This window comes from uncultured Stenotrophomonas sp., assembly GCF_913778665.1.
Taxonomy (GTDB): Bacteria; Pseudomonadota; Gammaproteobacteria; order Xanthomonadales; family Xanthomonadaceae; genus Stenotrophomonas.
The window spans coordinates 339,486-365,534 of sequence record NZ_CAJYVQ010000002.1; the positions used below are offsets into that span (position 1 = coordinate 339,486).

Here is a 26,049-nt window from a genome sequence, read left to right on the forward strand (position 1 = left end):
CGACTTGGGTGGCATCCCTTGGCCCTTGCCGGGGTTGCCCTCTACTTCACGGGTATCGGTATGCGGTACCCTTCGAATTCTTTGTCCATACAAATACGCAGCCGGCACGGAAACCGGTGCGCCAATCCCGTAAACAATGCCCGCGAAGCCTGCTAGGATTGGCGCTTCGCTTCAATCAACCCGGCCGTGGGATCGGCCCCGGAGACTCTCTGAATGACCCGTATTATCGAGTTCCTGATCGCCTTGGGGATCGTGGCTGGCCTGTTCGTCATTATTGGCGTCTGTCTGCCGGGCGAGCGTCACATCACCGAAAGCATCGAGACCAACCGCAAGATGACGATCGTGTACGACACGGTCAGCAGCCTGCGCCGCTTCAAGGACTGGAACCCGCTGGTACTGCGCGATCCCGCCGTTGAACTGAAGCTGTCCGGCCCGGCCTCCGGCAAGGGTGCCACCCTCGACTTCACCTCCAAGGACCTGGGCACCGGTTCCTGGAAGATCACCGACGCCGAAGAGAACAAGCGCGTTGCGATCGCCATCGAAGACGCCACCAAGGGTCACGACAAGGTCACCACCTTCACCCTGGAGCCGACCGGCAAGGGCGGCCGTAACGTCAAGATCACCCAGGACTACTCGGTGAAGTACGGCTTCGACCTGTTCGGCCGTTACGCCGGCCTGTATGTCAGCCGCCAGATCGGCGATGACATCAAGATGGGTCTGTCGCGCATGGCTAACATGCTCGCCACCGTCCCCAACGTCGACTACCGCACCCCGGAAGCGCCGTTGACCGATCTGGCCATCGTCGATGTACCGGCCGAAGACCTGCTGGTCGTCAACGCCGGTAACGTGGACCGCGGTCAGGACACGATCACCAAGTCGATCAAGGACAACCAGGAGTGGATCAAGCGCGTGATGGAGGCCAATGGCCTTGAAGCCGCCGGTCCGTTCCGCATCATCACCACCGACTTCGGCCAGGAGAAGTACGCCTTCGACATCGCCCAGCCGGTGAAGAAGAAGGGTGCTGAAGCTGCGACCGGTGGAGAACTGACCGTCAAGATCGACGGTGGCGCTCCGGTCAAGTACGTGCACGTGGCTCCGCACCGTTCGGCGCATGCGGCCTACACCGGCCACATGGCAGGTCTGGACGTGGCCCGCAATGGCCTGCGTGCCTGGGCCGTGACCTCGGGCAACGAAGTCATCGACCGTCCGTACGAAACCTGGAAGGACGGCATCGACAAGTCGTTCACCCCGGAAGGTACCTACGACATCTACTGGGCCGTCAAGTAAGCCTCGGCTGACCCATGTAGTGTTGGACACGAAAACGCGCCGCTCATTGCGGCGCGTTTTTTTTCATCTGGCGCCCGGCAAGGGATGCCGCGCAAGGAGCCCTCATGTTCAATCTGGAACGCCGTGCACGTAAGCCTTCCCTGCTGGCCTGTGTTGGCGCGCTGCTGGCGGCCGCCTCGATCGGCCTGTCTGCCTACGCCTCGCACGGGGTGGCCGATCCGCTGGCGCAGCAGCATCTGAACACGGCCGCGCTGTATGCGTTCGCGCATGGCGCGGTGCTGGTGGCGCTCGGGCCGCGCGCGCAGGGCGCGATCGCGCACCTGGCGCTGTACGTGCTGCTGCTGGGCGTGCTGCTGTTTTCCGGCAGCCTGGTGGGCGGCGCGTTGTGGCAGTGGCCGACGCGGATGGCACCGATTGGCGGCACCAGCATGATGGCCGGATGGGTGCTGCTGGCGATCAATGCATTGAGGCGGTGACGGTAGCGGAGAGCCGCAAAGCACGACACCAGTGTGCTGTCAGATTCTGTAGAGCCGAGCCCTGCTCGGCTTCGAGCGAAGCGATCCGCACCTGCTTCGGGGCCAGGGGCAGTCGACTGACAGTCGACTCTACCGGGGGCGTGACGCGGATTCAGCCGTTGGCCGGCTTCCAGCACCAGTGCCACGGCTCGTAGACGATGCCGTGCGGGTTGTTGCGTGGGTAACTCAGGCTGAAACCATGCGTGCCTGCGTTCGCCTGCAGCCAGGCGAACGCGTCCGTGGCTTCGAAGGTTTCCTCGGCCGGCGCGTCGCCCGGCGTGCCGATGTCCAGCGCGTAGCCGCTGTGATGTTCGCTGAAGCCCGGCGCCGCATTGACCTTCAGGATCTCCGCCACGCTCAGGCCGCGAGCGCGCTTCCGTTCGAAAATGCCCAGTTGGTAGGCGTGGCTGCGGAAGCCGGAGATGGCGTCCAGTGCGATGCCATCCTGCGCTGCGTGCAGGCGCATGCGTCGCCAGCCCTGTGCGGCGTCGCGGCGCAGCCAAAGGGGGCGGGCGAAACGATCACGGCCGGCGAAGTGCAGCAGGCAAGGTTCGGGTTCGAGCGGCAGGCCACTGTCGCCGGCGTAACGCTGCGGGTCCAGGCCGAGCTGCTGCAGGCGCTGCTGCAGCCCGGCCAATGGCAGCCATTGATCTTCCAGCGACGCGGTGAACGGCCGTGCATTCCGCGCATCCAGCAGCGCCAGAGCGTCCTCGGCACCGGGCTCGCGCGGCAGGCGCGGCACCAGCGAATGCACGCCGCGCGCCAGCACCGCTGCCAGGTAGCGGCCATCACGCTTGCGCCGCAGCACCCATTGCGCCTGTGCCAGCAGGCGCGCATCGGTAGTGCTGCGTGCGCGCAGCAGACCAGCGGGCCACAGCTCGATGGCTTCGGTATTGATCAGCAGGGGCGGGCGTCGTTGCATCGCCTCAGCTTACTGCTGTGGTGCCGGTGCGGCCACCTTGCGCAGTGCCTCCAGCAGCGCCTGTGGCCGGTCCAGGCTGAGCAGCAGCGCGCTGCCATCGCGTACCGGCAGCACCAGGACGCGGCTGCGGTCGGTCACCAGGGCAAAGCCCTTGCCGCCGCCCATCAGGCGGAAGTGACCGGAATGGAAGCCGGGCATCGAATAGCCGTTGGTCTTGAAGCGTATGCCATAGCGCCGGTCGCGGCCGAGGTCGACCACCTCGGCCTGGTCCAGTCGCAGCTGCGCCACCGGCACCCGCCGCCGGTACAGCGTCGAGCGCACGTCCAGCACGCCGCCATCCAACTCGACCCGACGCCGGAAGAACGCCGCGCCGAGGCCGATGGCAAGCGCGGCGATCACCAGCAGGCTCCATGCCGCACTGCCGCCCATCCGGAACCACGGCGGCGACAGGGTCACTTCCATCCACGGCGCGTTGGCGCGGGCGGTGTGCAGCTGCGCGTAGACGCTGATGGCGAACGCCAGCAGCAATGGCAGCACCACCCACAGCACACGGAACGGCGAGCTCTCCGCCAGGTCGAAGCGCTTCGGGTCGCTGCCGCTCATGGCTCAGATTTCCTTCTTGAAGACCAGCATGGCCGGGCGCATCGGCGCCGGAATGATGATGTTGACCAGTTCCCAGCCCAGCAGGCCCTGTCGGGTCAGTTCACTCTGGATGTCCTCGGCCTTGAGGACGCCCATCATCGAGGTCTTCACTTCAATCGTCTGGTAACTCCAGCGCGTGCTCATTCCTTGTCCTCCGGCGATGGCGTGGGTTTCGGCAGGCGCCCTGCCTTGCGCAGGGCGTCGCGCAGCACGTATTCGATCTGCGCGTTGAGGCTGCGCAACTCGTCGTCAGCCCAGCGCTGCGCGGCGGCCAGGACATCGGCGTTGATACGCAGCGGGTAGGCCTTCTTCTCACTCATGCAAGCTCCTGGCGGGGCGGTGGGGCGCCCCGTTGCGAGGGTTCAGTACAGCGAACCAGCGTTGACGATCGGCTGGGTGCCGCGGTCCGAGCACAGCACGGTCAGCAGGTTGCTGACCATGTGCGCCTTGCGTTCCTCGTCCAGCTCAACCACGCCGTTCTTCTGCAGTTCGGCCAGCGCCATTTCGACCATGCCGACCGCACCGGCCACGATGCGCGTGCGGGCCGCGATCACCGCGTTGGCCTGCTGGCGCTGCAGCATGGCCTGGGCAATTTCGGCGGCGTAGGCCAGGTGGCTGATGCGCGCGTCGATCACCTGCACGCCGGCATCGGCCAGGCGCTCGGCCAGCTCGTTCTTCAGGTGCTGGGAAATCTCGCTGGCGTGGCTGCGCAGGGCCAGCTGGCCGTCCTCATGCTGGTCGTAGGGATAGCTGGTGGCCATCGCGCGCAGCGCCGATTCGGACTGGATGTGCACGAAGCTCTCGTAGTCATCCACGTTGTAGACCGCTTCGGAGGCGTCGACCACCTGCCAGACGATCACTGCGGCGATCTCGATCGGGCTGCCGTCCAGCTCGTTGACCTTCAGCTTGCCGCTCTCGAAGTTGCGCACGCGCTGGCTGACCCGGCGCTTGGCGTAGAAGGGGTTGTTCCAGCGCAGGCCGTTGTCCTTGACGGTGCCGACGTACTTCCCGAACAGGCTGAGCACCGCCGCCTGGTTGGGCTGGATGGTGTACAGGCCGGCCAGGATGAACACCGCGGCGGTGACGACCAGCACGCCCGCCAGCAACAGCAGCAGGTGGGGCGAGCCGGTGCTGGCCTTGGCTGCCACCCCCAGCACGAACAGCGCGCCACCGGCCAGCGCGGCCAGCAGGGATCCGGCCAGGGTGCCGAGGCCGTTGAGGGAGGCAAGCGACTTCTCTTTCATGGCGATACGTCCTTGAGGGTTCGCAGTGAAGATATCAAAATGATATCAACTGTCCACTACCGTTCGTCGGATGCCCTGGCCGTGCTGCCCGGCCAGCTAGAATGCCCACCCGCCTTCACATCGCTGCTGGAACTGCCATGGCCAAGCTTGGAACTCCGTTGTCTCCCTCCGCCACCCGCGTGCTGCTACTGGGCTCGGGCGAACTCGGCAAGGAGGTGGCCATCGAGCTGCAGCGGCTGGGCGTGGAGGTGATCGCCGCCGACCGTTACGCCGACGCCCCGGCGATGCAGGTCGCGCATCGCTCGCACGTGATCGACATGCTGGACGCGATGGCGCTGCGTGCGCTGATCGCCCAGGAGCAGCCGCACCTGGTGGTGCCGGAGATCGAGGCCATCCACACCGAGACCCTGGTCCAGCTGGAGCAGGAGCAGGGCCTGCGGGTGATCCCGACCGCGCGCGCCGCCCGCCTGACCATGGACCGCGAGGGCATCCGCCGCCTGGCCGCCGAAACGCTGGGCCTGCCGACCTCGCCGTACCGCTTCGTCGATACCGAGGCCGAGTACCGCGCTGCGGTTGCGGCGATCGGCCTGCCGTGCGTGGTCAAGCCAGTGATGTCGTCCTCGGGCAAGGGCCAGAGCACCCTGCGCAGCGAGGCGGACATCGCGCCGGCCTGGGACTACGCGCAGACTGGTGGCCGTGCCGGTGCCGGCCGCTGCATCGTCGAGGGCTTCATCGATTTCGATTACGAGATCACCCTGCTGACCGTGCGTCATGCCGGCGGCACCTCGTTCTGTGCACCGATCGGCCACCTGCAGAAGGATGGCGATTACCGCGAAAGCTGGCAGCCGCAACCGATGTCGAGCACTGCGCTGGCGCGTGCCGAAGAGATCTCGCGCGCGATCACCGACGATCTCGGCGGCTGGGGCCTGTTCGGCGTGGAACTGTTCGTGAAGGGCGACGAAGTGTGGTTCAGCGAAGTGTCGCCGCGCCCCCACGACACTGGCCTGGTGACGCTGGTATCGCAGGAGCTGAGCGAGTTCGCGCTGCACGCGCGTGCCATCCTCGGCCTGCCGATCCCGCTGATCCGCCAGAGCGGTCCGTCGGCGTCGTGCGCACTGCTGGCGCATGGTGAGGGCGTGCCGTACTTCAACAACGTGGCCGCCGCCCTGCAGGTGCCGGACACCGCCGTGCGCCTGTTCGGCAAGCCGAGCGTGCACGGCCACCGCCGCGTGGGTGTGACCCTGGCGCGCGCTGAAACGATCGACGAAGCACGCGCCATCGCGCGTGATGCCGCCGACGCCATCGGCGTCGAACTGCGCCCGTAAACCGATAGCGCCGGGCCATGCCCGGCGGCTTTCTCCGCGCTGTGCGAATCTACTGTAGAGCCTAGCCCGCGCTAGGCTGCTTTTGAATCCGCGCCGCGCGCGGGAGCCGAGCGTAGGAACGGCTCGGCAGAGCAGTGTGCCTTACGGCTTCACATCCACCCACACCAGGTGGTGGTCGCTGCCGTCGGCGATCTTCGCCTCCGGGCTTTCACTGGCCGGCCAGAACACGCCGCTACCGACATACTCGAAGCCGGTCGAGGGCAGCACGTAGTCCAGGCGCATGGTGCCGGACTTCGGGCCGAAATCGCCGGTGGCGTGGAACGGCGCGCCCTTGCGCTCGATGCCCTTGGCCGCATAGGCCAGGCTGGTCTGCTCGCCACCGACGCTGCGCGGGGTGGGGTAGCGCAGCACGCGGGCGTTCTCGATCAGCTCGACGATCGCTTCATGGCGGCCATCGCCGTCGGCAGGGTCGTTGTTGAGGTCACCGAGGATCACGAAGCGCGCGTCCTGCGCCAGGCCACCGCACTGGCCCTTGTCGTCGCACAGCCACGGCTTGTCACCCTCGGACAGGTATTCCTGCCACAGGCGCAGTTCGTCGTGGTTGCGCGCGGCGTTGCGCTTCTCCGGGCCGTCGAACACCGGCGGCGTCGGGTGCGAGACCAGCGCATGCACCACGCCGGCCGGGGTCTTCACCGGCACGTCCCAATGCGACTTCGAGGACAGGCGCAGCTGCGACCACACGTGGTCGTTGTAGAAGCTCTTGCCGGTGCGCGGATCGACCGGGCGGATCGCGCCGGGCATCGCGCTCCACTTCAGCAGCTGGAAGCTGCGCACCTTGGCTTCGTCGATCGGGTAGCGCGACAGCACCAGCATGCCGTACTGGCCCGGGTGCAGGCCGTAGCCCCAGGCATCGTTGCCGCGGCTGCGGCCTTCGCCGCCGACCACGCCGTTGTTGTCCAGGTCCAGGCCGCTGGGCACGCCGGTGTTGACCGGGGCCAGGTAGCGGTAGGCGAAGTGCAGGGGCTTGCCGCCGCCGGGCTGGGCCACTTCCAGGTAGCGCTTCTGGAACAGGTCGGCAGCGCGGTGGGCGTCGTCGAAGTCGAACTCGTTCAACAGCACCAGGTCGGGGCGCACCTGCTGCAGCACCGCGGCGATCTTGCGCGCGTGCTCGCTGTCGCCTTCCAGTTCCTTGATCAGGCCACCGGTCTCGTCGGAGTACAGCGAGGTGTTGTAGGTGGCCAGGCGCAGCGCAGTGGACGGCTTTTCGGTCATCGCGGGGGACGTGGCGAAGGCGGGGGCGGTGGCGCCGCAGAGCAGGGCCAGCGCGAGCATCAGGGGTTTGGCGTTCATCCCCCTATTCTGCACCCGGCCCGGTGTCAGTGGTTTGTCAGCGCCCGTCCAGATCCTTGTCGAAATCGTGCCAGCGACGGCCGTCGTAGGCTTCCAGCGGATGAAAGCGGCGCTTGTAGTCCATCTTCTGGTGGCCCCGGATCCAGTAGCCCAGGTACACGTGCGGCAGGCCCTCGCGGCGGGCCCATTCGATCTGCTGCAGGATCGCGAAGGTGCCCAGCCCGCGCGCGGCGTGGTCCGGGTCGAAGAAGGTGTAGACCGCCGACAGGCCATGCTCGGTGACGTCGGTCACCGCCACCCCCAGCAACCGGCTGGGCTGGCCTTCGTGGCCGGGCAGGCGCATTTCCATGAAGCGGGTGTGCGACCAGCTGCCGATCAGGAACTGCTCGAACTCGTGCGGCCCGTGGTCGTCCATGCCGCCGTTGGCGTGGCGATGGGTGAGGTAGCGGTGATACAGCGCGAACAGGTCGTCACGAGCAGTGGCGGCGGTGATCCGCACCTCCAGGTCTTCATTGCGGGCGGCACAGCGGCGCTGGCTGCGGTCCGGTGCGAAGCGGGCCACGGGAATGCGTACCGCCACGCAGGCCTGGCAATGCGCGCAGTGCGGGCGATAGACCAGATCGCCACTGCGGCGGAAGCCCCAGCTCAGGGCCATCGGGTACAGGCCACCCAGGCGGCGGTCGTGCGGGTCCAGCACCAGGTCGCGCGCGACCCGGTCCGACCAGTACCCGCAGGGGTGCTCGCCAGTCTGGAAAAGCCGCAGTTCGTCGTCTCTGTCGCCATGCATCGCCATGGGCACAGCATAGCCCCAGCCCGTCGCAGTGGCGGCGACTGTCCGCCGGATGAATGGAATCGGACGCGGCGTCAACCGATGTCGCGCCCGGGCGTTGTTGTCCCTGAGGGTGAAGTGATCACCCCGACGCAATTCCCATCCCCAGGAGTGACCTCATGATCCGTACCCCCCTGCTGCTGGCCTTGCTGCTCAGCACTTCCGCTTCCGGTATCGCGCTGGCGGCCGACACCCCGACCGCGCCGGCACAGCGCCCGGTCAAGCTGGATACCAACGGCGACGGCGTCATCGACCGCAGCGAGGCCGCTGCCAACCCGCGCCTGGCCGCGAAGTTCGACGAGCTGGACAAGAACAAGGACGGCAAGCTCTCGCGTGATGAGCTGCCCCGCTGGAAGCACGGCCGCCGTGGCCACGGGGGTGAGCGCTGGGCCAAGCTGGACGTCGACAAGGACGGCCGCATCAGCCGCGAGGAAGCCAAGGCCGATCCGCGCCTGGCCGCGCGCTTCGACCAGCTCGACCTCAACAAGGACGGCTACCTCGACAAAGCCGACCGCGAGCTGCGCATGAAGCAGATGCGCGACGCCTGGTTCGCCGCCGCCGACACCAACAAGGACGGCCAGCTGAGCAAGGCCGAGTTCGATGCAGCCAAGGGCCCGATGCACGGTGGTCCGCGCCACGGCGGCCCGCGCGATGGTGCTGCGCCGAAGCCGCAGCCGCAGCGCTGAGGTTCGAGGCAGTGATCTACGACAACGCCGGCGTATTGCCGGCGTTGTTCGTTACAGGTTTCCGCTGCGCATCAGCGAATACACCACCAGGGCGATCACGAACACGTTCGCGCCGATGATGCCGGTACGGCCATACAGGGATTCGAATTTCCAGTTGGTTCCACTGCGGCCGCGCCTCGCTGAATCACGTGCGATCATCGGTGCCATCAGGCGCTGCAGCGGCACCAGGCACTGGTAGTTGACCACGGCCAGACCCAGTGCCAACAGCAGCAACTGGCTCCACATCGGTACCTGCAGCAGCGTCGCCACCAGCATTACAAGGCACCAGGCCAGGCCGGTGCCGGTGTTGATGCGCACAAAGCGTCGCACCTGCGTACGTTCGCCTTCGGTTTCGGTGTAGGACATCAGGAAGCGCGCACCGAGGTAGCTGCCGATCGCACCGCCGATGACGCCACCGGCGATCGCGCCCCAGTTCTCGGCCGGGATCACGTGCAGCTGGCCCAGCGTAGCGGTCAGCGTGCCCATCGCGGTGCCGCCGGCAGCGCTGGCGCCGCCCAGGCCGAGCTTGCTGCCACCGATGCCGACACCGGTGCTGAGCAGGATCGCGGCACTGGCCGTACCCGGCGCTGCGACCAGCACCATCGACACCACGGCGGTGGCGAACGCGGCGCTCGGTGCACTGCTGCGGGCAAACTCGCCGAAGCGCTGCAGCAGGCCGTCACGCACCAGGGCGCGGGCGCGTGACAGGCGCTTGCGCACCGCCGCGTCGCTGAGCCCGAGCAGATCGGCCACCTGCTGCGAGCGCTGGCCCTCGCGGTAGTACAGCAACAGCACTTCACGGCTGTCGGCGGGCAGGGCGGAAATGATGTCCTCGGCGGCGATCTCCTCTTCCACCCGCTGCAGCCGGTCGGCCGCGCCCGGCGACGGGTCGGCGGCCATGCCCAGCGCGACCTCGGCGGCCTCGCCGGTCAGCGGCCGGCCACGTTGCGCACGCAGCCAGTCACGGGCCAGGTTGCGGGTGATCTGCCGCAGCCAAGGGAGGAAGCTGGTCGAGCTGCGCAGCTGGTGCAGTTGCTGCCAGCCCTTCACGAAGGCTTCCTGGGCGATGTCCTCGCTGGCCTGGCGGTCGCGGGTGATGGCCAGGGCGATGGCGGTGACCGTGTTCTGGCAGGCCAGCACGATGCGCCCATAGGCGTGCTGGCAGCCGCCGGCGGCCGCCGGCAGTTCGCGTTCCAGGGTCTGGTCGATCGATGCGGCGAACGTCGTCATGGCGGCGGCTCTCCTGCTGGGATTGTGTCCCAGGACGGCGCCGCGCGCGAAGTGTGACCGGCCCTCTGCACGGTAGTGCCGGCCGCTGGCCGGCAACCGCAGTCCGCCGGACGGGTTCATGAGGTTGCCGGCCAGCGGCCGGCACTACCCGTCCGTTATTTCGAGGGCTGGATGCGGACCCGGACTTCTTCCTCTTCCGGCGCGGCCTGCGGGGCCGGTTGCGCCTGCTGCGGCTGGGCCTGCGGGGCAGGGGCGGGCGCGGCCGGTGTCGGGGCACCGCGGTGGCGCAGGCCGATCACCAGCGCCACGCCGGCGATCACCACCAGCAGCGCGATGCGGATGCGCCAGGCCCAGCTGCGGCCGCTGCCGCCCGGTTCCGGTGCGTCGCGGAAGGCGAACTCGGCGGTCGGGTGGTCGCGACGGGTGGTGTCGAGCAGGCGTGCTTCGCGCAGGATCTCGCGGGCGCGCGGCTGGTCGTCGGCGCGCACGATCCACACCGCCGGGTAAGCGTTGGCGTTGCCCAGCTCGGTGTAGCTGAACTGGCCGCGGCGGCGGGTCTTGTACGAGCGACCGTTGGTGACCTTGACCTCGATGCCATGCTCGCGCAGGAGCTCGGCCACGCCTTCAACGGTTTCCACGCGCTGGCTGCTGAAAATCTGGCGCATGGGTTTACTCCTTGGCCGGCACGGCGGCGGCCGCAGCCTGGTCCGGAACGACGCGGATCAGGCCTTCCTGCGCGGTGCTGGCCACCAGCACGCCATCCCGGGTGAAGAACTGGCCGCGGGCCAGGCCGCGCGAGTCCTGCGCGCTGGGGCTGTCCAGCGAGTACAGCAGCCAGTCGTCGGCGCGGAAAGGGCGATGGAACCAGATGGCGTGGTCGAGCGAGGCCATCTGCACGTGCGGGTGGTAATAGCTGATGCCGTGCGGGAAGGTCGCCGTGCCCAGCAGATGGAAATCGGACGCGTAGGCCAGCAACGCCTGGTGCAGTTCGGGCGCATCGCCGACCGGCTCGCTCAGGCGCATCCACACCTGATGGTAGGGCGGGCGCTTGGGCGGGTTCAGTTCGTCACGCGGGTAGACATGGCGGAACTCGAACGGGCCACCGCGCGACAGCCAGCGCTGCACCTTGATCGGCAGGCGTTCCAGTACTTCGGCCGGCAGCGGGCGGTTCGGCTCGATGTCTTCCGGCTGCGGCACTTCGGGCATCTTGTGCTGGTGCTCGGCACCGGTCTCGGCCTGCTGGAACGAGGCCGCGCAGAAGAAGATCACCTTGCCGTGCTGGATCGCGGTGACCCGGCGCACCGAGAAGCTGCCGCCGTCGCGGGTGCGGTCCACGTCGTAGACGATCGGGTGGTCGATGTTGCCGGCACGCAGGAAATAGGCGTGCAGCGAATGTACGTGGCGGCCGTTGTCGACCGTGGCCTGCGCCGCGGCCAGCGCCTGGCCCAGCACCTGCCCGCCGAACACGTACTTGGTGCCGATGTCGCGGCTCTGCCCGCGGAACAGGTTGTCCTCCAGCCGCTCCAGCGTGAGCAGGTCGATCAGCTCGGAGACGACGGGTTCGGGCGTGTCGTTCAAGGGGGCGGCCACAGCAGTGAAAGAGGGCCTGATTATACCGGCCCGGGGTCAGATCCCTTCCGCCCGGCGAAAGGGATCTGACCCCGCTGTCGTGGACGGCGCCGACAACGCTCCTGCCGGCTGCTGGCCGGCAACCTCATGATCACTTGGGGCACTTGCGGTTGCCCGCCAGCGGCCTGCACGACCGCTCATTTGCCCAAGCGGGCGGCCAGCGCCTGCAGGGCGTTCTGCGCATCCGGGGCGAACCAGGCCTCGACGAAGCGGTCCAGCTGGATCAGGTCCGGGTGCAGCGCTTCGTGCAGGTCGGTGCGGGCGATGGCGCGGGTCAGCAGCATCGGCTGTCGCGGCTGCTTGAGCAGGTTCTGCAGCCAGGCCACCGCGCGCGCCACCACCAGGTCGCCCTCGGCCAGCTCATCGACCAGGCCGATCTGCAGCGCCTGTTCGGCCGGCACCAGCGAACCGGTGGTCAGCAGCACACCGGCGCGGTGCACGCCCACCACACGGCGCAGCAGGCGCTGGATGCCTTCCGGCGCGATCAGGCCCACCTGTACTTCGTTCAGGCCGATGGCATACGGACGCGACGGATCGGCGCTACGCGCCATCACCCGGTAGTCGCAGCACAGGGCCAGCACGCAGCCGCCCGCCGGCGCATGGCCGGTGATCGCCGCGACCACCGGGATGCGGCTCTCGGCCAGCGTGCGCACCGCGCCAAAGAACGCGTTCCAGGTGTCGAGCAGCTTGTGCTTGTCATCGCCGTGCGAGAGCAGGTGCGGTACGTCCATGCCGCCGGTGAAGATGCGCTCGCTGCCCGACAGCACGATGCCGTGCGCGTCTTCGGCCATGGCCTGCTCGATGGCGTGGATCAACTGCCGGCACAGTTCGGTATCCAAGGCATTGACCGGCGGCCGCGCCAGGCGCAGTTCGCGGATGGGGCCATGGTTGATCACCTCGATGAGCGTCGTCATGCTGCGGTCTCGTTGCGAAGAAGGAACCTGGGCGATGATAACCAAACCATTCGTTGGCGTATTGTTGGTGCTGTGTGCGGCCGCAGCATCGGCTTCCGCCACTGAGGTGAACTGCGTCACCGTCGAGCAGGGCTGGGCGCGGTTGCCGCCGAATCCGGCGATGCCGATGACCGCTGGCTATGGCGTGATCCGCAACGGCTGCGACAAGGCGGTGGTGATCACGGGTGCAAGCAGCGCGATGTTTGGCGATGTGTCGCTGCACGAAACGGCGATTGTTGATGGTGTCAGCCGGATGCGCGCGATCGAGCGCCTGCCGCTGGCACCGGGTGCGCGCGCCGAACTCAGGCCCGGTGGCCTGCACCTGATGCTGATGCAGGGCAAGGGCGCGCTGAGGGAGGGGCAGGCGCTGCTGCTGCGGTTGCAGCTGGAAGGGGGCGGCGAGGCCAGAGCGACGTTGACCGTGCGCAAGGCTGCGAAATGACGATCGGGCAGTGCCGGCCGCTGGCCGGCACTGCCAACGTGGCTTACGACCAGTCGTACGAGAACAGCACCGTGCGGCTCACCGGCTCGTACAACATCACGATCGCATCGGCGCCGGTCGCGCACCAGTTGTAGCCGGCCACGTCGGCCACGGCGAAGAATTTGTTGCCATTGCAGGTGATGATCACCGTTTCGGTATCGTCCGCTGCGTTGCGGTCATCGGCAGCGTCGGTAAAGCCCAGCTCGAATGCCGCGGGAATCTCTGCGGTCTCGGTCCAGTTGCCGAAACCGATCGGTCCCCCCAGCGTATCCAGGTAATCGCGCTCGCTGGGCTCGCCCTTACCGAAGCGCGAGTAGCAGGCGAGGCGACCATGGGTGGCATGGTAATCACGCGCCTTGGCATAGCTCTCGCGCATCTGCGCGATGTGTTCCTGCGCGTGCGTGTCCTGCACCTGGTCGCCGATGAAATAGCCCTCGTTGCCGAGGAAGCGCATGCGGTTGTCGGCGCTCAGTTCGAAGGCCATCCAGTTGGTGCCGGTGAAGTCGTTGTGGTGTTCTTCGGTGGTCTCGCCGATGCAGCCGTCATACGGCTCGATCGGGCACAGCATTGTTGCCACCTGGCCGGCCAGTTCCGGCCGCAGCACGCCCAGGTCGATCTTCAGCAGCGGCAGCAGGTGCTGGCCGAGCCACGCCTGGTCGGCAGGGAAGACATCGGTGGGGAAGGCGACCATGCCGGGCAGCAGGTCGCGCAGTTCGGTGTGGTGGATCATGTCAGTCCTTTGAACAGTGCTGGCCGCTGGCCGACAATCCGGTTGCCGCCGAAGCGTGCCGACCAAGGTCGGCACCTATCCGGAAATTTCAGGTGGACGCGCTGCGGATCGCGTCCGGCAGCGGTGCACTCTTGCCGGTCTGGGTATCCATCCAGACCACCACCACGTTGCCGTCCGAATACAGCTTGGACTCATCCTGCTGGTCGACGATGCGGTGGCCGATGGTCACGCTGCTGTTGCCCAAGCGCTCGACGAACAGTTCAACCAGGATGTCGTTGGGCCACACGATCGGCAGCCGGTAGTTGACGTTGGTCGCAGCCACCACCGGTGCGATGCGGTCGGTCATCGAGACCCCGTCCACGCCCAGCATCCAGCGCACGCGCGCTTCTTCCAGGTAGGAGATGTACTTGGCGTTGTTCACATGGCCCATGCTGTCCATGTCGCGCCAGCGCACGCTGATCGGAATGCGGGCCAGGATCTTGTGTTCGCTGTTCATCAGGCGTCCTTCTTTTTCTTGCTTGCAGTAGCGGTCTTGCTGGACTTGCCGGTGCTCTTGGCAGCCACCGCCTTCTTTGCCGGCTTCTCCGGCTTCACCTTGCGCGGCGGGCGGGCGTCGGGCTTGTTGGCCACGGCGGCCGGCTTGTCCGGGCGCGCGCTGGTCGACGGCAGCATCCGCGCCAGGAACTGGCCGGTATACGACTGCGGGCAGGCCGCCACGTCCTCCGGCGTGCCGGTGACCAGGATGGTGCCGCCGCGATGGCCGCCTTCCGGGCCCAGGTCGACGATCCAGTCGGCGGTCTTGATCACGTCCAGGTTGTGCTCGATCACCACCACCGTGTTGCCTTCGTCGCGCAGCTTGTGCAGCACGCCCAGCAGCGCCTCGATGTCGTGGAAGTGCAGGCCGGTGGTCGGCTCGTCGAGGATGTACAACGTGCGGCCGGTATCGCGCCGCGACAGTTCCTTGGACAGCTTCACGCGCTGCGCTTCACCACCGGACAGCGTGGTGGCGCTCTGGCCCAGCTTGATGTAGCTCAGGCCGACGTCGACCAGCGTTTCCAGCTTGCGGGCGATCGACGGCACCGGTTCGAACAGCTTCAGCGCATCCTCGACGGTCATTTCCAGCACGTCGTTGATGTTGAAGCCCTTGTACAGGATCTCCAGCGTCTCGCGGTTGTAGCGCTTGCCATGGCAGACATCGCACGGCACGTACACGTCCGGCAGGAAGTGCATCTCGACCTTGATCAGCCCATCGCCCTGGCAGGCTTCACAGCGGCCACCGCGCACGTTGAAGCTGAAACGGCCTGGCGAATAGCCACGCGCACGCGCTTCGGGCACCTGCGCGAACAGTTCGCGCAGCGGGGTGAACAGCCCGGTGTAGGTGGCCGGGTTCGAACGCGGGGTGCGTCCGATCGGGGACTGGTCGATGTCCACTACCTTGTCGAACAGGTCCAGGCCGTCGATCTCCTTGTATGGGGCGATCGGGTGCGAGGAACCGTTGATCTCGTTGGCGGCCAGCGAGAACAGGGTGTCGTTGATCAGGGTCGACTTGCCCGAGCCGGACACGCCGGTCACGCAGGTCAGCAGGCCCGACGGAATCGCCAGGTCCACGCCCTTCAGGTTGTTGCCGCTGGCCCCGCGCAGGTGCAGGGTCATCTTCGGGTTCGGCTTGTGCCGGCGCGTCGGAATCTCGATCGCGCGCTTGCCTGACAGGTACTGGCCGGTCAGCGAACGCGGCGCCTCTAGGATGTCCTGCAGCGTACCCTGGCCGACGATCTCGCCGCCATGCACACCGGCGCCCGGGCCGATGTCGAGCACGTAGTCGGCCAGGCGGATCGCATCCTCGTCATGCTCGACCACGATCACCGTGTTGCCGAGGTCGCGCAGGCGGGTGAGGGTGCCGAGCAGGCGCTCGTTGTCGCGCTGGTGCAGGCCGATCGACGGCTCGTCGAGCACGTACATCACGCCGACCAGGCCGGCGCCGATCTGGCTGGCCAGGCGGATGCGCTGCGCTTCGCCACCGGACAGGGTGTCGGCCTTGCGCTCCAGGGTCAGGTAATCCAGACCGACATCGACCAGGAAGCCGAGGCGTTCGCCGATTTCCTTGACGATCTTCGAGGCGATCTCGCCGCGCCAGCCCGGCAGGCTCAGTTCGCTGAAGAACTTCAGTGCCTCGTCGATCGGCAGCACCACCAGGTCCGGCAGCGGGCGATCGGCCACGAACACGTTGCGCGCGGCCCTGTTGAGGCGGGCGCCATGGCATTCCGGGCACGGCTGTTCGCTGATGTACTTGGACAGCTCCTCGCGCACCGCCGGCGATTCGGTTTCCTTGTAACGGCGTTCGAGGTTGGGAATGATGCCCTCGAAACGGTGCTTGCGCTGGGTGCGGCCACCGGCTTCGGTGAAGTAGGTAAAGGTGATCGCCTCATCGCCGCTGCCGTACAGCACTGCCTGCTGCACGGTTTCCGGCAGCGAATTCCACGCCGCGTCGACGTCGAACTTGTAGTGCTTGGCCAGCGAGGCGATCAGCTGGAAGTAGTACGCATTGCGGCGGTCCCAGCCGCGCACCGCACCGGCGGCCAGCGACAGCTCGGGGTGCACCACCACGCGCGAGGGGTCGAAGAACTCGGCCATGCCCAGGCCATCGCAGCCCGGGCAGGCGCCCATCGGTGCGTTGAACGAGAACAGGCGTGGCTCCAGCTCTGGCAGCGAGTAGTCACAGACCGGGCAGGAGTACTTGGACGAGAACAGCGTCGGCGCGGTGTCGGCGTTGTCCAGGCTCTGCACCGAGGCCATGCCGTCGCCGAGCTTCAGCGCGGTCTCGAAACTCTCGGCCAGGCGCTGCTTGATGTCCTCGCGCGGGCGGAAGCGGTCGATCACCGCTTCGATGGTGTGCTTCTGGCGCAGGGCCAGCGGCGGCACAGCATCGATTTCATGCAGTTCGCCGTCCACGCGCACGCGCACGAAACCCTGCGCGCGAAGCTGGTCGAAGACCTGCGCATGTTCTCCCTTGCGGTCGCGGATGACCGGCGCCAGCAGCATGTAGCGCTGTTCCGGGTCCAGGGTCAGCACCTGGTCGACCATCTGGCTGACCGTCTGCGCTTCCAGCGGGTAGCCGTGGTCGGGGCAGCGCGGGGTGCCGACGCGGGCGTACAGCAGGCGCAGGTAGTCGTAGATCTCGGTGATTGTGCCGACCGTCGAACGCGGGTTGTGCGAGGTCGACTTCTGCTCGATCGAGATGGCCGGGGACAGGCCTTCGATGTGGTCCAGGTCCGGCTTTTCCATCACGCTCAGGAACTGGCGCGCATAGGCCGACAGCGATTCGACGTAGCGACGCTGGCCTTCCGCATAGATGGTGTCGAACGCCAGCGAGGACTTGCCCGAACCGGACAGGCCGGTGATCACGATCAGTTTGTCGCGGGGCAGGTCGAGGTCGATGTTCTTGAGATTGTGCGTCCGCGCGCCGCGGATGCGGATGAAATCCATCGCCATGGGGGATCCGGTTGTGGGGGCGTTGGCTGGGTGCCGGGCCAGCAGGGAACGGCAATCGGTCAGCCTACCGAGGTGACCAGATGGGGGCAATGGGCGACAATGCCAGCCCGGCGTCTCACCTATTGAGACCGCCCGACAGGCAGGGGTCAGATCCCTTTTCACAACGTGAAAAGGGATCTGACCCCGCTCCGACCGGGCCGCCCCGACCGTTCAGGGGTTGACTTGACCCGTGCCCGCTGATCTGCGTACAATCCCGCTCCTGTCCGCCCTCGACGGCGGCAGTCCATAGACCACAATAACTACAGAGGAAGTCTGGTCATGTACGCAGTACTGGTCACCGGCGGTAAGCAATACCGCGTGGCGCAGGGCGAAAAGCTCCGCGTCGAAAAGCTCGAAGTCGAAGTCGGCAGCGAGATCAAGTTTGACAACATCCTGATGCTGGGCGACAGCGATGGCGTGAAGCTGGGCGATGCGCTGAAGGGCGCCGCCGTCACCGCCAAGGTCCTGTCCCAGGGTCGTGCTGACAAGGTCCGGATCATCAAGTTCCGTCGCCGCAAGCACCACATGAAGCGTCAGGGTCACCGTCAGTACTACACCGAAATCGAGATCACCGGCATCGCCGGCTAAGCATCAGGAGAAGCAGTCATGGCACATAAAAAGGGCGTAGGCTCCTCGCGCAACGGTCGCGACTCCAACCCGAAGTACCTGGGCGTCAAGATCTTTGGCGGCCAGGCCATCGAGGCCGGCAACATCATCGTGCGTCAGCGCGGCACCCAGTTCCACCCGGGTTCCGGCGTTGGCCTGGGCCGTGACCACACCCTGTTCGCCCTCGTGGACGGCAAGGTGGAGTTCTCGGTCAAGGGCGCCAAGAAGCGTCGTACCGTCAGCATCGTCTCGGCCGACGCCTGATCCAGGCATCGCCGGCACCCATGCCCCGGCATGGTCGTGCGGGAAGAAGAGCACGCTGCATGGAGAGCCCCGCTTCGGCGGGGCTTTTCGTTAGAGTGAACGCAAGACCGGCTGTGCCGGGTTGCCGGCCCGCGGCCGGCATGACATTCAAGGCGACGGCAGGCAGGCCTCGCCCATCGCAGGCATCGAAACAATGAAACTGGTAGACGAAGCAGAAATCGAAGTGTTCGCCGGCAACGGCGGCAACGGCTGCATTGGCTTCCGTCGCGAGAAGTTCATTCCGCTCGGCGGCCCGGACGGCGGCGACGGCGGTGCGGGCGGCAGCGTGTACATCCGCGCCGACGAAAACCTGAACACCCTGGTCGACTTCCGCCATGACCGCATCTTCAAGGCGCAGCGCGGCGAGAACGGCATGGGCCGCCAGGCCTATGGCAAGGGCGGCGAAGACCTGACCATCACCGTGCCGGTCGGCACCGTGGTGATCAACGTCGCCACCGATGAAGTCATCGGCGACCTGACCCAGCACGGCGATCGCCTGCTGGTGGCCAAGGGTGGCCGCGGCGGCCTGGGCAACATGCATTTCAAGAGCTCGACCAACCGCTCGCCGCGCCAGGCGCTGCCGGGTGAGCCGGGCGAGGAGCGCACGCTGAAGCTGGAGCTGAAGCTGCTGGCCGACGTCGGTCTGCTGGGCTTCCCCAATGCCGGCAAGAGCACCCTGATCCGTGCCGTTTCGGCGGCAACGCCGAAGGTGGCCGATTACCCGTTCACCACGCTGTACCCGAACCTGGGTGTGGTGAAGGTGGAGAACTACCGCAGCTTCGTGATCGCCGATATTCCGGGCCTGATCGAAGGCGCGGCGGATGGTGCGGGCCTCGGTGCGCAGTTCCTGCGCCATCTGCAGCGCACCCGCCTGCTGCTGCACCTGGTGGATATCTCGCCGATGGAAGGTGGCGTGGACGGCATCTCGCCGGTGGAGCAGGTGCGTGCGATCGAGCGCGAGCTGGAAAAGCACGATCCGGAGCTGCTGCAGAAGCCGCGCTGGCTGGTGCTGAACAAGGCTGACCTGATGTTCGAGGATGAGGCCAAGGCCGCGGCCGAGCAGATCGTCGCTGAGCTGGGCTGGAAGGAGCCGTGGTTCCTGGTCTCGGCGCTGGGTCGTGAAGGTACCTTCCCGATCATGAGCCGGATCATGGCCTTCTTCGATCGCCAGAAGGAAGACGAGTTGGAAGCCCGCAGCGCGCAGTAGAGTCGACGGTCAGTCGACTGGCGTTGGTAGAAACCCGGCTTCGGCCGGGTTTTTGTTCATCGGTCGTGGGGGCCTCGTGGATCTCACGGATTGCAGGCAACAAAAAACCCGGCCAAGGCCGGGCTTTTGTCTGCTGCCCCAACCCCGAAGGGCGGGGCAGCAACGCCGGATCAGGCGGCCTTGAGGGCCTTGATGCGGTCGTTCAGGCGGCTCTTGTGACGAGCAGCCTTGTTCTTGTGGATCAGGCCACGCGCGCTGAAGCGATCCAGGATCGGCTGGGCAACGGCGAAGGCGGCTTCTGCGCCGGCGGCATCGTTGGCGTCCAGCGCCTTGATCACTTTCTTGACAGCGGTGCGCAGCATCGAGCGCTGAGCCACGTTGCGCGCGTTGCGCACGACGGTCTGCTTGGCGCGCTTCTTGGCGGACTTGATATTGGCCACGGTGGTGGTTTCCTGAAAAAATCGGTGTTATGGGAACAGCAAGCTAGCTAGTATGATGGCGCAAGAAATGCACGTCAAGTCGATTGTCAAGAGGGACGCTGAGTGAGTTCACCCAAGTTGTTGCGGGGCCTGCTGTCGTTCAGCAGCATGACCATGGTCTCGCGCGTTCTCGGACTTGTCCGGGACTTCGTGGTGACCACCACGTTCGGCACCAACGCCATCACTGATGCTTTCTGGGTCGCCTTCAGGGTACCCAATTTTCTGCGCCGGTTGTTCGCCGAAGGCTCCTTCGCCACCGCTTTCGTGCCGGTGTTCACGGAAGTGAAGGAAACCCGCAGCCACGCCGAACTGCGCGAGCTGATGGCCCGCACCGCCGGCACCCTGGGGGGGGTGCTGATGCTGGTCACCGCGCTGGCGCTGATCTTCGCGCCGCAGCTGGCCTCGGTCTTCTCAAGTGGCGTTGATACCGACCCGGTCAAGCAGGGCCTGCTGGTCGACCTGTTCCGCCTGACGTTCCCCTTCCTGCTGTTCGTCTCGCTCACCGCCCTGGCCGGTGGCGCGCTGAACAGCTTCCAGCGCTTCGCGATGCCGGCGCTGACCCCGGTCATCCTCAACCTGTGCATGATCGCCGGTGCGCTGTGGCTGGCGCCGCGGCTGGGCGGTACCCCGGAGAAGCAGATCCTGGCGCTGGGCTGGGCGGTGCTGGCCGCCGGCATCCTGCAGCTGCTGTTCCAGCTGCCCTCGCTGAAGGGCATCAACCTGTTGACCCTGCCGCGCTGGGGCTGGAGCCATCCGGGCGTGCGCAAGGTGATGACGCTGATGGTGCCGACCCTGTTCGGCTCGTCGGTGGCGCAGATCAACCTGCTGCTGGACACGGTCATCGCGGCCAAGCTGACCGATGGCTCGCAGTCCTGGCTGTCGCTGGCCGATCGCTTTCTGGAGCTGCCGCTGGGCGTGTTCGGGGTGGCGCTGGGCACGGTGATCCTGCCGGCGCTGGCCCGTCACCATGTCAGCACCGACCGTGAAGGCTTCTCGCGCTCGCTGGACTGGGGCCTGCGCATGACCCTGCTGATCTCGGTGCCGGCGATGCTGGGCCTGCTGCTGCTGGCCGAGCCGCTGATCGCGACGATCTTCCAGCATGGCCAGTTCAGCGCCTTCGATACGCGCATGACCGCGCTATCGGTGTACGGCCTGAGCTTCGGCCTGCCGGCGTTCGCCCTGCTGAAGGTGGTGTTGCCGGCGTTCTACGCCCGCCAGGACACCAAGACCCCGGTGCGCGCCGGCGTCGCCGCGCTGGTGGCCAACATGGTGTTCAACTTCGCGCTGCTGGCGGTGCTGTACCAGGTGATGGTGCCGGACGAGCTGAAAGCGCAGGGCGTGATGGCGGCCATCGGCAAGCAGCCGGGCCTGCACCTGGCGCTGGGCATCGCCAGCGCGCTGTCCAGTTACCTGAACCTGGGCCTGCTCTGGTACTGGCTGGGCAAGACCGACGTCTACCAGCGCCGGCCGGGCTGGGGCGGCTACCTGCTGCGCCTGCTGCTGGCCTGCGTGGCGATGGTAGCCGCGCTGCTGGCCCTGCTGCACTGGCTGCCGGCGTTCTCGGCGATGGGCGTGTGGGAGCGGATCGGCAGTCTGTCGCTGCTGGTCGGCAGTGGCGGCGCCACCTACGCGGTGGCCATGCTGGCGCTGGGCTTCCGTCCGCGCGACCTGCGCGGGCATTGATCACCGCTTGTGGCGGCTATACTTCAGGGTTACACCATTGAAGCGGCGGCCCCGGGTGGGCCGGAACGAGAGTTGATGAGCAGGCTGTTCAGAAGCGTCGAGGGCGGGGAGCTGTTCCCCAACGGAAGCGTGGTCTGTATCGGTGCATTCGACGGCCTCCACCTGGGGCATCGTGCGCTGGTCCGCCACGCGGTCGCCCGCGCGCGCGCCTTGGGCGTGGCCGCGGTGGCGGTGGCCTTCGAGCCGCTGCCGCGTGAATTCTTCGCCCAGGGCACGCCGCCGCCGCGGCTGACCCTGGCACGCAGCAAGGTCGAGATCCTGCGCGAACTCGGCGTCGATGCGATCGGCCTGCTGCGCTTCGACGCGGCGATGGCGGCGATGCCGGCCGAGGCCTTCGTGCGCCAGCTGCTGGTGCACCGGCTGGGCGCGCGTGAAGTGTGGATCGGCCCGGAGTTCTGCTTCGGCAACCGCCGCCGTGGCGATCTGGCCCTGCTGCAGGCGATGGGCGCAGAGCTGGGGTTCAGCGCCGGCGAGATCGAAGCGGTCGACCTGCACGGCGAGCGCATCTCCAGCACCCGCATCCGCCAGCTGCTGCAGGACGGCGACTTCGCCCGCGCCAGCGACCTGCTCGGCCGTCCGTACGCGATCAGCGGGCGAGTGGTGCGTGGGCGCCAGCTCGGCCGCACGCTGGGCTTCCCCACCGCCAACCTGCGTTTCCCGAAGACGCCGGCGCTGTCGGGTATCTACGCGACCTGGGTGCACGGCGTGTTCGACCAGCCGTGGCCGTCGGTCTCCAGCTTCGGCACGCGGCCGACGGTGGACGGCGTAGAGCCGCTGCTGGAAGCCCACCTGTTCGATTTCCAGGGCGACCTGTACGGCCGCCACATCGACGTGGAGTTCGTCGCCAAGCTACGCGACGAAGAGAAATTCAACGATCTGGCGGCACTGACCGACCAGATGCACCGCGACGCCGAACAGGCGCGCGCCCTCCTTTCCGAACATAGATTGCGAGCCACTGCGTGAGCCAGGACTACAAGACCACCCTGAACCTGCCAGCCACCGAATTCCCGATGCGCGGCGACCTGCCCAAGCGCGAGCCGGGCATTCTGGCGCAGTGGGAAGCGCAGGGGCTCTACCAGCAGCTGCGCGACAACGCCGCCGGCCGCCCGCTGTTCGTGCTGCATGACGGCCCGCCGTACGCCAACGGCCGCATCCACCTCGGCCACGCGGTCAACAAGATCCTGAAGGACATCATCGTCAAGTCGCGCTACCTGTCCGGCTTCGATGCGCCCTACGTGCCGGGCTGGGACTGCCATGGCCTGCCGATCGAGATCGCGGTCGAGAAGAAGTGGGGCAAGGTCGGCACCAAGCTCGACGCCGTTGAATTCCGGCAGAAGTGCCGCGAGTTCGCCGAAGAGCAGATCAACATCCAGCGCGTGGACTTCAAGCGCCTGGGCGTGACCGGTGACTGGGACAACCCGTACAAGACCCTGAGCTTCGACTTTGAGGCCAACGAGATCCGCGCGCTGGCCAAGGTCGTGGCCAATGGCCACCTGGTGCGTGGCGCCAAGCCGGTGTACTGGTGCTTCGACTGTGGCTCGGCGCTGGCCGAAGCCGAGATCGAGTACCAGGAAAAGGAATCGCCGGCGATCGACGTGGCCTACGCCGCGCGTGATGCACAGGCCATCGGCCAGGCGTTCGGCGTGAGCGTGCCGGCCGACGTTGAAGTGGCGGTGCCGATCTGGACCACCACGCCGTGGACGCTGCCGGCCTCGCTGGCGGTGTCGCTGGGTGCGGAGATCAACTACGTGCTGGCCGAAGGCCCGGCCCACAACGGCAAGCGCCGTTGGCTGGTGCTGGCCGCCGCCCTGGCCGAGCGCGCGCTGCAGCGCTATGGCGTGGATGAGGTCGTGCTGCACGGTGAAACCACCGGCGCGGCGCTGGAGAACCAGCTGCTGGCGCACCCGTTCTACCCCGAGCGCGAAATCCTGGTGCTCAACGGCGACCACGTCTCCGACGAGGACGGTACCGGTGCGGTGCACACCGCCCCCGGCCACGGCCAGGACGACTTCGTGGTCAGCCAGAAGTACGGCCTGCTGGACAAGTACAACGCCGGTCAGGTCACGCCGATCGACGGCCGTGGCGTGTACCTCGAATCGACCCCGCCGGCCGGTGACGTAGTGCTGGCCGGCCAGCACCTGTGGAAGGCGCAGGACGCCATCGTCGGCGTGCTGCGCGACAACGGTGCGTTGCTCGCCTTCCACCCGATCCGCCACAGCTACCCGCATTGCTGGCGCCACAAGACGCCGGTGGTGTTCCGCGCCACCCCGCAGTGGTTCATTTCGATGGACAAGGCCCACCTGCGCCGTGATGCGCTGGCCGCCATCGACACCGTCGGCTGGTTCCCGGGCTGGGGCAAGGCGCGCATCCAGAGCATGGTCGACGGTCGCCCGGACTGGACCATCTCGCGCCAGCGCACCTGGGGCGTGCCGATCGCCCTGTTCACCCACCGCCAGACCGGCGAGATCCATCCGCGTTCGGTGGAGCTGATGCAGCAGGTCGCCGACCGCGTCGAAGCCGAGGGCATCGACGTGTGGTATTCGCTGGACGCCGCCGAACTGCTGGGCGCCGAAGCGGCCGACTACGAGAAGGTCACCGACATCCTCGACGTCTGGTTCGATTCGGGCGTAACCCATGAAGGCGTGCTCGCCGCGCGTGGCTTCGGCAAGCCGGCCGACCTGTACCTGGAGGGTTCCGACCAGCATCGCGGCTGGTTCCAGTCATCGCTGCTGACCGGCGTGGCGATCGACAAGCGTGCGCCGTACAAGCAGTGCCTCACCCACGGTTTCACCGTGGACGAGCACGGCCGCAAGATGTCCAAGTCGCTGGGCAACGGCATCGAGCCGCAGGACATCATGAACAAGCTGGGCGCGGACATCCTGCGCCTGTGGATCGCCTCTGCCGACTACAGCAACGAGATGTCGCTGTCGCAGGAGATCCTCAAGCGCAACGCCGACGCCTACCGTCGCCTGCGCAACACCGCACGCTTCCTGCTCGGCAACCTGGACGGCTTCGACCCGGCCCAGCACCTGCGCCCGCTCGACCAGATGGTCGCGCTGGACCGCTGGATCGTGCATCGCGCATGGGAGCTGCAGGAGAAGATCAAGGCAGCCTACGACGGCTACAACATGGCCGAGATCGTGCAGCTGCTGCTGAATTTCTGCAGCGTGGACCTCGGCTCGCTGTACCTGGACGTGACCAAGGACCGCCTGTACACGATGCCGACTGATTCGCACGGTCGCCGTTCGGCGCAGAGCGCGATGTACCACATCGCCGAAGCGTTCACCCGCTGGGTCGCACCGATCCTGACCTTCACCGCCGACGAGCTGTGGGGCTACCTGCCGGGCGAGCATGCCGGCCACGTGCTGTTCACCACCTGGTACGACGGCCTGGCGCCGCTGCCGGCCGATGCCCAGCTCAACGCCGCCGATTTCGACCAGCTGCTGGCTGTGCGCGAGCAGGTGGCCAAGGTGCTGGAACCGATGCGCGCCAACGGTGCGATCGGTGCCGCGCTGGAAGCGGAAATCACCATTGCCGCCAACGAGGAGCAGGCCGCGAAGTGGCAGCCGCTGGCCGATGAGCTGCGCTTCCTGTTCATCAGTGGCGACGTCCAGGTGCGCCCGGCGACCACCGACGAGGTGTTCGTCAGCGCCCAACCGACCGGCAAGGCCAAGTGCGTTCGCTGCTGGCACCATCGCGCCGATGTCGGCAGCAACGCCGACCACCCGGAACTGTGCGGCCGCTGCGCGGGCAACATCACCGGTGCCGGTGAAGTGCGGAGCTGGTTCTGATGGCCACGCCCCGTCCGCATCCGAACGCCCTGATCTGGCTGCTGCTGTCGGTGGTCATCATCGGGCTGGACCAGTGGTCCAAGGCCTGGGTTCTGTCGAGCCTGCCGGAGTTCCAGCCGGTGGTGGTCATCGATGGCTTCTGGAACTGGTACCGCACCTACAACACCGGTGCGGCGTTCAGTTTCCTGAGCGACGCCGGTGGCTGGCAGAAGTACTTCTTCACCGCGCTGGCGATCGCCATCAGCGGCCTGATGGCCTGGTGGCTGCGCGGCACTGCCCGTGGCAACTGGAAGGCCGCGGTGCCGTACGCGCTGATCATCGGTGGTGCCATCGGCAACGTGATCGACCGCCAGGTGCACGGCCACGTGGTCGATTTCATCCAGTGGTACGTGGGCAGCTACACCTGGCCCTCGTTCAACATCGCCGATTCGGCCATCGTGGTCGGTGCCATCGGCATCGCCCTGTTTGGCCTGTTCGACGGCAAGTCCGCCAAAAAGGCGGATAATGCCAACCCGAAACCGTAAGCCGGC

27 protein-coding genes are annotated in these 26,049 nt (G+C 66.9%); 12 read left to right on the top strand and 15 right to left on the bottom strand.

Annotated elements, in window-relative coordinates:
* The first annotated feature begins 213 nt into the window (after nt 1-213).
* Together QZ853_RS02450 and QZ853_RS02455 are read left to right on the top strand one after the other, a co-directional pair.
* Complete coding sequence (locus tag QZ853_RS02450) at nt 214-1,287, top strand: SRPBCC family protein (RefSeq protein WP_295570450.1); 1,074 nt, start codon at nt 214-216, stop codon at nt 1,285-1,287.
* A 104-nt stretch (nt 1,288-1,391) separates the two neighbouring features.
* The gene (locus QZ853_RS02455; protein ID WP_295570452.1) at nt 1,392-1,763 is read left to right on the top strand and encodes a DUF423 domain-containing protein; all 372 of its coding nucleotides are present in this window, start codon (nt 1,392-1,394) and stop codon (nt 1,761-1,763) included.
* 151 nt (nt 1,764-1,914) lie between these two features.
* Here QZ853_RS02455 and QZ853_RS02460 read toward each other — a convergent pair whose 3' ends face one another.
* Genes QZ853_RS02460 through QZ853_RS02480 form a run of 5 tightly spaced genes read right to left on the bottom strand, consistent with a single transcriptional unit; the run spans nt 1,915 to nt 4,610 of the window.
* Nucleotides 1,915-2,724, bottom strand: coding sequence for a M15 family metallopeptidase (locus QZ853_RS02460; protein WP_295570454.1), 810 nt, complete (start codon nt 2,722-2,724; stop codon nt 1,915-1,917).
* A gap of 9 nt (nt 2,725-2,733) precedes the next feature.
* Nucleotides 2,734-3,327 (bottom strand): PH domain-containing protein, encoded by a 594-nt coding sequence (locus tag QZ853_RS02465; RefSeq protein WP_295570456.1) that lies wholly within the window; start codon nt 3,325-3,327, stop codon nt 2,734-2,736.
* Nucleotides 3,328-3,330: 3 nt separating this feature from the next.
* The gene (locus QZ853_RS02470) at nt 3,331-3,510 is read right to left on the bottom strand and encodes a DUF4177 domain-containing protein (RefSeq protein ID WP_295570458.1); all 180 of its coding nucleotides are present in this window, start codon (nt 3,508-3,510) and stop codon (nt 3,331-3,333) included.
* A complete protein-coding gene (locus QZ853_RS02475) occupies nt 3,507-3,686 on the bottom strand; it encodes an Arc family DNA binding domain-containing protein (RefSeq protein WP_100439285.1) in 180 nt (59 codons plus the stop codon). Before QZ853_RS02475 ends, QZ853_RS02470 begins: the two co-directional genes overlap by 4 nt.
* Nucleotides 3,687-3,728: 42 nt before the next feature.
* Nucleotides 3,729-4,610, bottom strand: coding sequence for an SPFH domain-containing protein (locus QZ853_RS02480; RefSeq protein WP_295570461.1), 882 nt, complete (start codon nt 4,608-4,610; stop codon nt 3,729-3,731).
* Between the two features lie 137 nt (nt 4,611-4,747).
* Here QZ853_RS02480 and purT point away from each other — a divergent pair, with 137 nt between their 5' ends.
* A complete protein-coding gene (gene purT / locus QZ853_RS02485) occupies nt 4,748-5,935 on the top strand; it encodes a formate-dependent phosphoribosylglycinamide formyltransferase (protein WP_295570464.1) in 1,188 nt (395 codons plus the stop codon).
* 141 nt (nt 5,936-6,076) lie between these two features.
* On the opposite strand, the gene QZ853_RS02490 is transcribed toward purT, so the two are convergent.
* Complete coding sequence (locus QZ853_RS02490; RefSeq protein ID WP_295570467.1) at nt 6,077-7,285, bottom strand: endonuclease/exonuclease/phosphatase family protein; 1,209 nt, start codon at nt 7,283-7,285, stop codon at nt 6,077-6,079.
* Nucleotides 7,286-7,322: 37 nt separating this feature from the next.
* On the bottom strand, nt 7,323-8,078 hold the full coding sequence (locus tag QZ853_RS02495) for an arginyltransferase (RefSeq protein WP_295570470.1): 756 nt from the start codon (nt 8,076-8,078) through the stop codon (nt 7,323-7,325).
* A 155-nt stretch (nt 8,079-8,233) separates the two neighbouring features.
* Between QZ853_RS02495 and QZ853_RS02500 the strand changes: the two genes are divergently transcribed.
* Nucleotides 8,234-8,800 carry an EF-hand domain-containing protein gene (locus QZ853_RS02500; protein ID WP_295570472.1) on the top strand — a complete coding sequence of 189 codons (567 nt, stop codon included), beginning with the start codon at nt 8,234-8,236 and terminating at the stop codon, nt 8,798-8,800.
* A 51-nt stretch (nt 8,801-8,851) separates the two neighbouring features.
* On the opposite strand, the gene QZ853_RS02505 is transcribed toward QZ853_RS02500, so the two are convergent.
* The 4 genes from QZ853_RS02505 to QZ853_RS02520 form a co-directional block, all read right to left on the bottom strand.
* On the bottom strand, nt 8,852-10,069 hold the full coding sequence (locus tag QZ853_RS02505) for a sigma-70 family RNA polymerase sigma factor (RefSeq protein ID WP_295570475.1): 1,218 nt from the start codon (nt 10,067-10,069) through the stop codon (nt 8,852-8,854).
* 155 nt (nt 10,070-10,224) lie between these two features.
* Nucleotides 10,225-10,734: a pathogenicity-like protein gene (locus QZ853_RS02510; protein WP_295570478.1), complete on the bottom strand. Its 510-nt coding sequence runs from the start codon at nt 10,732-10,734 to the stop codon at nt 10,225-10,227.
* Between the two features lie 4 nt (nt 10,735-10,738).
* Complete coding sequence (gene tesB, locus QZ853_RS02515) at nt 10,739-11,647, bottom strand: acyl-CoA thioesterase II (RefSeq protein ID WP_295570479.1); 909 nt, start codon at nt 11,645-11,647, stop codon at nt 10,739-10,741.
* Nucleotides 11,648-11,835: 188 nt separating this feature from the next.
* On the bottom strand, nt 11,836-12,612 hold the full coding sequence (locus QZ853_RS02520; protein WP_295570481.1) for an enoyl-CoA hydratase/isomerase family protein: 777 nt from the start codon (nt 12,610-12,612) through the stop codon (nt 11,836-11,838).
* 34 nt (nt 12,613-12,646) lie between these two features.
* Here QZ853_RS02520 and QZ853_RS02525 point away from each other — a divergent pair, with 34 nt between their 5' ends.
* Nucleotides 12,647-13,093: a copper chaperone PCu(A)C gene (locus tag QZ853_RS02525; protein ID WP_295571126.1), complete on the top strand. Its 447-nt coding sequence runs from the start codon at nt 12,647-12,649 to the stop codon at nt 13,091-13,093.
* A gap of 43 nt (nt 13,094-13,136) precedes the next feature.
* Here QZ853_RS02525 and QZ853_RS02530 read toward each other — a convergent pair whose 3' ends face one another.
* From QZ853_RS02530 to uvrA, 3 genes are all read right to left on the bottom strand, one after another.
* A complete protein-coding gene (locus tag QZ853_RS02530; protein WP_295570482.1) occupies nt 13,137-13,862 on the bottom strand; it encodes an enolase in 726 nt (241 codons plus the stop codon).
* A gap of 88 nt (nt 13,863-13,950) precedes the next feature.
* On the bottom strand, nt 13,951-14,358 hold the full coding sequence (locus QZ853_RS02535; RefSeq protein WP_295570485.1) for a thioesterase family protein: 408 nt from the start codon (nt 14,356-14,358) through the stop codon (nt 13,951-13,953).
* Nucleotides 14,358-17,351: an excinuclease ABC subunit UvrA gene (gene uvrA / locus QZ853_RS02540; protein ID WP_295570487.1), complete on the bottom strand. Its 2,994-nt coding sequence runs from the start codon at nt 17,349-17,351 to the stop codon at nt 14,358-14,360. The genes QZ853_RS02535 and uvrA overlap by 1 nt, the downstream gene beginning before the upstream one ends.
* A gap of 318 nt (nt 17,352-17,669) precedes the next feature.
* On the opposite strand from uvrA, the gene rplU reads away from it, so the two are divergent.
* From rplU to cgtA, 3 genes are all read left to right on the top strand, one after another.
* Nucleotides 17,670-17,978: a 50S ribosomal protein L21 gene (rplU, locus tag QZ853_RS02545; protein ID WP_006424709.1), complete on the top strand. Its 309-nt coding sequence runs from the start codon at nt 17,670-17,672 to the stop codon at nt 17,976-17,978.
* A gap of 18 nt (nt 17,979-17,996) precedes the next feature.
* On the top strand, nt 17,997-18,260 hold the full coding sequence (gene rpmA, locus QZ853_RS02550; protein ID WP_005415704.1) for a 50S ribosomal protein L27: 264 nt from the start codon (nt 17,997-17,999) through the stop codon (nt 18,258-18,260).
* Between the two features lie 193 nt (nt 18,261-18,453).
* Nucleotides 18,454-19,506, top strand: coding sequence for an Obg family GTPase CgtA (gene cgtA, locus QZ853_RS02555; RefSeq protein WP_295570489.1), 1,053 nt, complete (start codon nt 18,454-18,456; stop codon nt 19,504-19,506).
* Nucleotides 19,507-19,676: 170 nt separating this feature from the next.
* On the opposite strand, the gene rpsT is transcribed toward cgtA, so the two are convergent.
* Nucleotides 19,677-19,946, bottom strand: coding sequence for a 30S ribosomal protein S20 (gene rpsT / locus QZ853_RS02560; protein ID WP_005408560.1), 270 nt, complete (start codon nt 19,944-19,946; stop codon nt 19,677-19,679).
* A gap of 117 nt (nt 19,947-20,063) precedes the next feature.
* On the opposite strand from rpsT, the gene murJ reads away from it, so the two are divergent.
* From murJ to lspA, 4 genes are all read left to right on the top strand, one after another.
* Nucleotides 20,064-21,668, top strand: coding sequence for a murein biosynthesis integral membrane protein MurJ (gene murJ / locus QZ853_RS02565; protein ID WP_295571127.1), 1,605 nt, complete (start codon nt 20,064-20,066; stop codon nt 21,666-21,668).
* 75 nt (nt 21,669-21,743) lie between these two features.
* Nucleotides 21,744-22,691 (top strand): bifunctional riboflavin kinase/FAD synthetase, encoded by a 948-nt coding sequence (locus QZ853_RS02570; RefSeq protein ID WP_295570491.1) that lies wholly within the window; start codon nt 21,744-21,746, stop codon nt 22,689-22,691.
* Nucleotides 22,688-25,519, top strand: a complete 2,832-nt coding sequence (gene ileS, locus QZ853_RS02575) for an isoleucine--tRNA ligase (protein WP_295570492.1) — start codon at nt 22,688-22,690, stop codon at nt 25,517-25,519. The genes QZ853_RS02570 and ileS overlap by 4 nt, the downstream gene beginning before the upstream one ends.
* Entirely contained in the window at nt 25,519-26,043 is a 525-nt protein-coding gene (gene lspA / locus QZ853_RS02580; protein WP_295570493.1) for a signal peptidase II, read from the top strand. Before ileS ends, lspA begins: the two co-directional genes overlap by 1 nt.
* The last annotated feature ends 6 nt before the right edge of the window (nt 26,044-26,049 follow it).

What these genes read in the sequence shown, in the direction of transcription:
- QZ853_RS02455 (WP_295570452.1), top strand. Translation starts at nt 1,392, where the DNA reads ATGTTCAATCTGGAACGCCGTGCACGTAAGCCTTCCCTGCTGGCCTGT.
- QZ853_RS02460 (WP_295570454.1), bottom strand. Translation starts at nt 2,724, where the DNA reads ATGCAACGACGCCCGCCCCTGCTGATCAATACCGAAGCCATCGAGCTG.
- QZ853_RS02495 (WP_295570470.1), bottom strand. Translation starts at nt 8,078, where the DNA reads ATGGCGATGCATGGCGACAGAGACGACGAACTGCGGCTTTTCCAGACT.
- QZ853_RS02475 (WP_100439285.1), bottom strand. Translation starts at nt 3,686, where the DNA reads ATGAGTGAGAAGAAGGCCTACCCGCTGCGTATCAACGCCGATGTCCTG.
- uvrA (WP_295570487.1), bottom strand. Translation starts at nt 17,351, where the DNA reads ATGGCGATGGATTTCATCCGCATCCGCGGCGCGCGGACGCACAATCTC.
- QZ853_RS02570 (WP_295570491.1), top strand. Translation starts at nt 21,744, where the DNA reads ATGAGCAGGCTGTTCAGAAGCGTCGAGGGCGGGGAGCTGTTCCCCAAC.
- QZ853_RS02535 (WP_295570485.1), bottom strand. Translation starts at nt 14,358, where the DNA reads ATGAACAGCGAACACAAGATCCTGGCCCGCATTCCGATCAGCGTGCGC.
- purT (WP_295570464.1), top strand. Translation starts at nt 4,748, where the DNA reads ATGGCCAAGCTTGGAACTCCGTTGTCTCCCTCCGCCACCCGCGTGCTG.
- QZ853_RS02505 (WP_295570475.1), bottom strand. Translation starts at nt 10,069, where the DNA reads ATGACGACGTTCGCCGCATCGATCGACCAGACCCTGGAACGCGAACTG.
- QZ853_RS02510 (WP_295570478.1), bottom strand. Translation starts at nt 10,734, where the DNA reads ATGCGCCAGATTTTCAGCAGCCAGCGCGTGGAAACCGTTGAAGGCGTG.
- QZ853_RS02525 (WP_295571126.1), top strand. Translation starts at nt 12,647, where the DNA reads ATGATAACCAAACCATTCGTTGGCGTATTGTTGGTGCTGTGTGCGGCC.
- QZ853_RS02465 (WP_295570456.1), bottom strand. Translation starts at nt 3,327, where the DNA reads ATGAGCGGCAGCGACCCGAAGCGCTTCGACCTGGCGGAGAGCTCGCCG.
- cgtA (WP_295570489.1), top strand. Translation starts at nt 18,454, where the DNA reads ATGAAACTGGTAGACGAAGCAGAAATCGAAGTGTTCGCCGGCAACGGC.
- QZ853_RS02480 (WP_295570461.1), bottom strand. Translation starts at nt 4,610, where the DNA reads ATGAAAGAGAAGTCGCTTGCCTCCCTCAACGGCCTCGGCACCCTGGCC.
- QZ853_RS02490 (WP_295570467.1), bottom strand. Translation starts at nt 7,285, where the DNA reads ATGAACGCCAAACCCCTGATGCTCGCGCTGGCCCTGCTCTGCGGCGCC.
- rpmA (WP_005415704.1), top strand. Translation starts at nt 17,997, where the DNA reads ATGGCACATAAAAAGGGCGTAGGCTCCTCGCGCAACGGTCGCGACTCC.
- QZ853_RS02450 (WP_295570450.1), top strand. Translation starts at nt 214, where the DNA reads ATGACCCGTATTATCGAGTTCCTGATCGCCTTGGGGATCGTGGCTGGC.
- QZ853_RS02520 (WP_295570481.1), bottom strand. Translation starts at nt 12,612, where the DNA reads ATGACGACGCTCATCGAGGTGATCAACCATGGCCCCATCCGCGAACTG.
- QZ853_RS02530 (WP_295570482.1), bottom strand. Translation starts at nt 13,862, where the DNA reads ATGATCCACCACACCGAACTGCGCGACCTGCTGCCCGGCATGGTCGCC.
- QZ853_RS02470 (WP_295570458.1), bottom strand. Translation starts at nt 3,510, where the DNA reads ATGAGCACGCGCTGGAGTTACCAGACGATTGAAGTGAAGACCTCGATG.
- QZ853_RS02500 (WP_295570472.1), top strand. Translation starts at nt 8,234, where the DNA reads ATGATCCGTACCCCCCTGCTGCTGGCCTTGCTGCTCAGCACTTCCGCT.
- rplU (WP_006424709.1), top strand. Translation starts at nt 17,670, where the DNA reads ATGTACGCAGTACTGGTCACCGGCGGTAAGCAATACCGCGTGGCGCAG.
- lspA (WP_295570493.1), top strand. Translation starts at nt 25,519, where the DNA reads ATGGCCACGCCCCGTCCGCATCCGAACGCCCTGATCTGGCTGCTGCTG.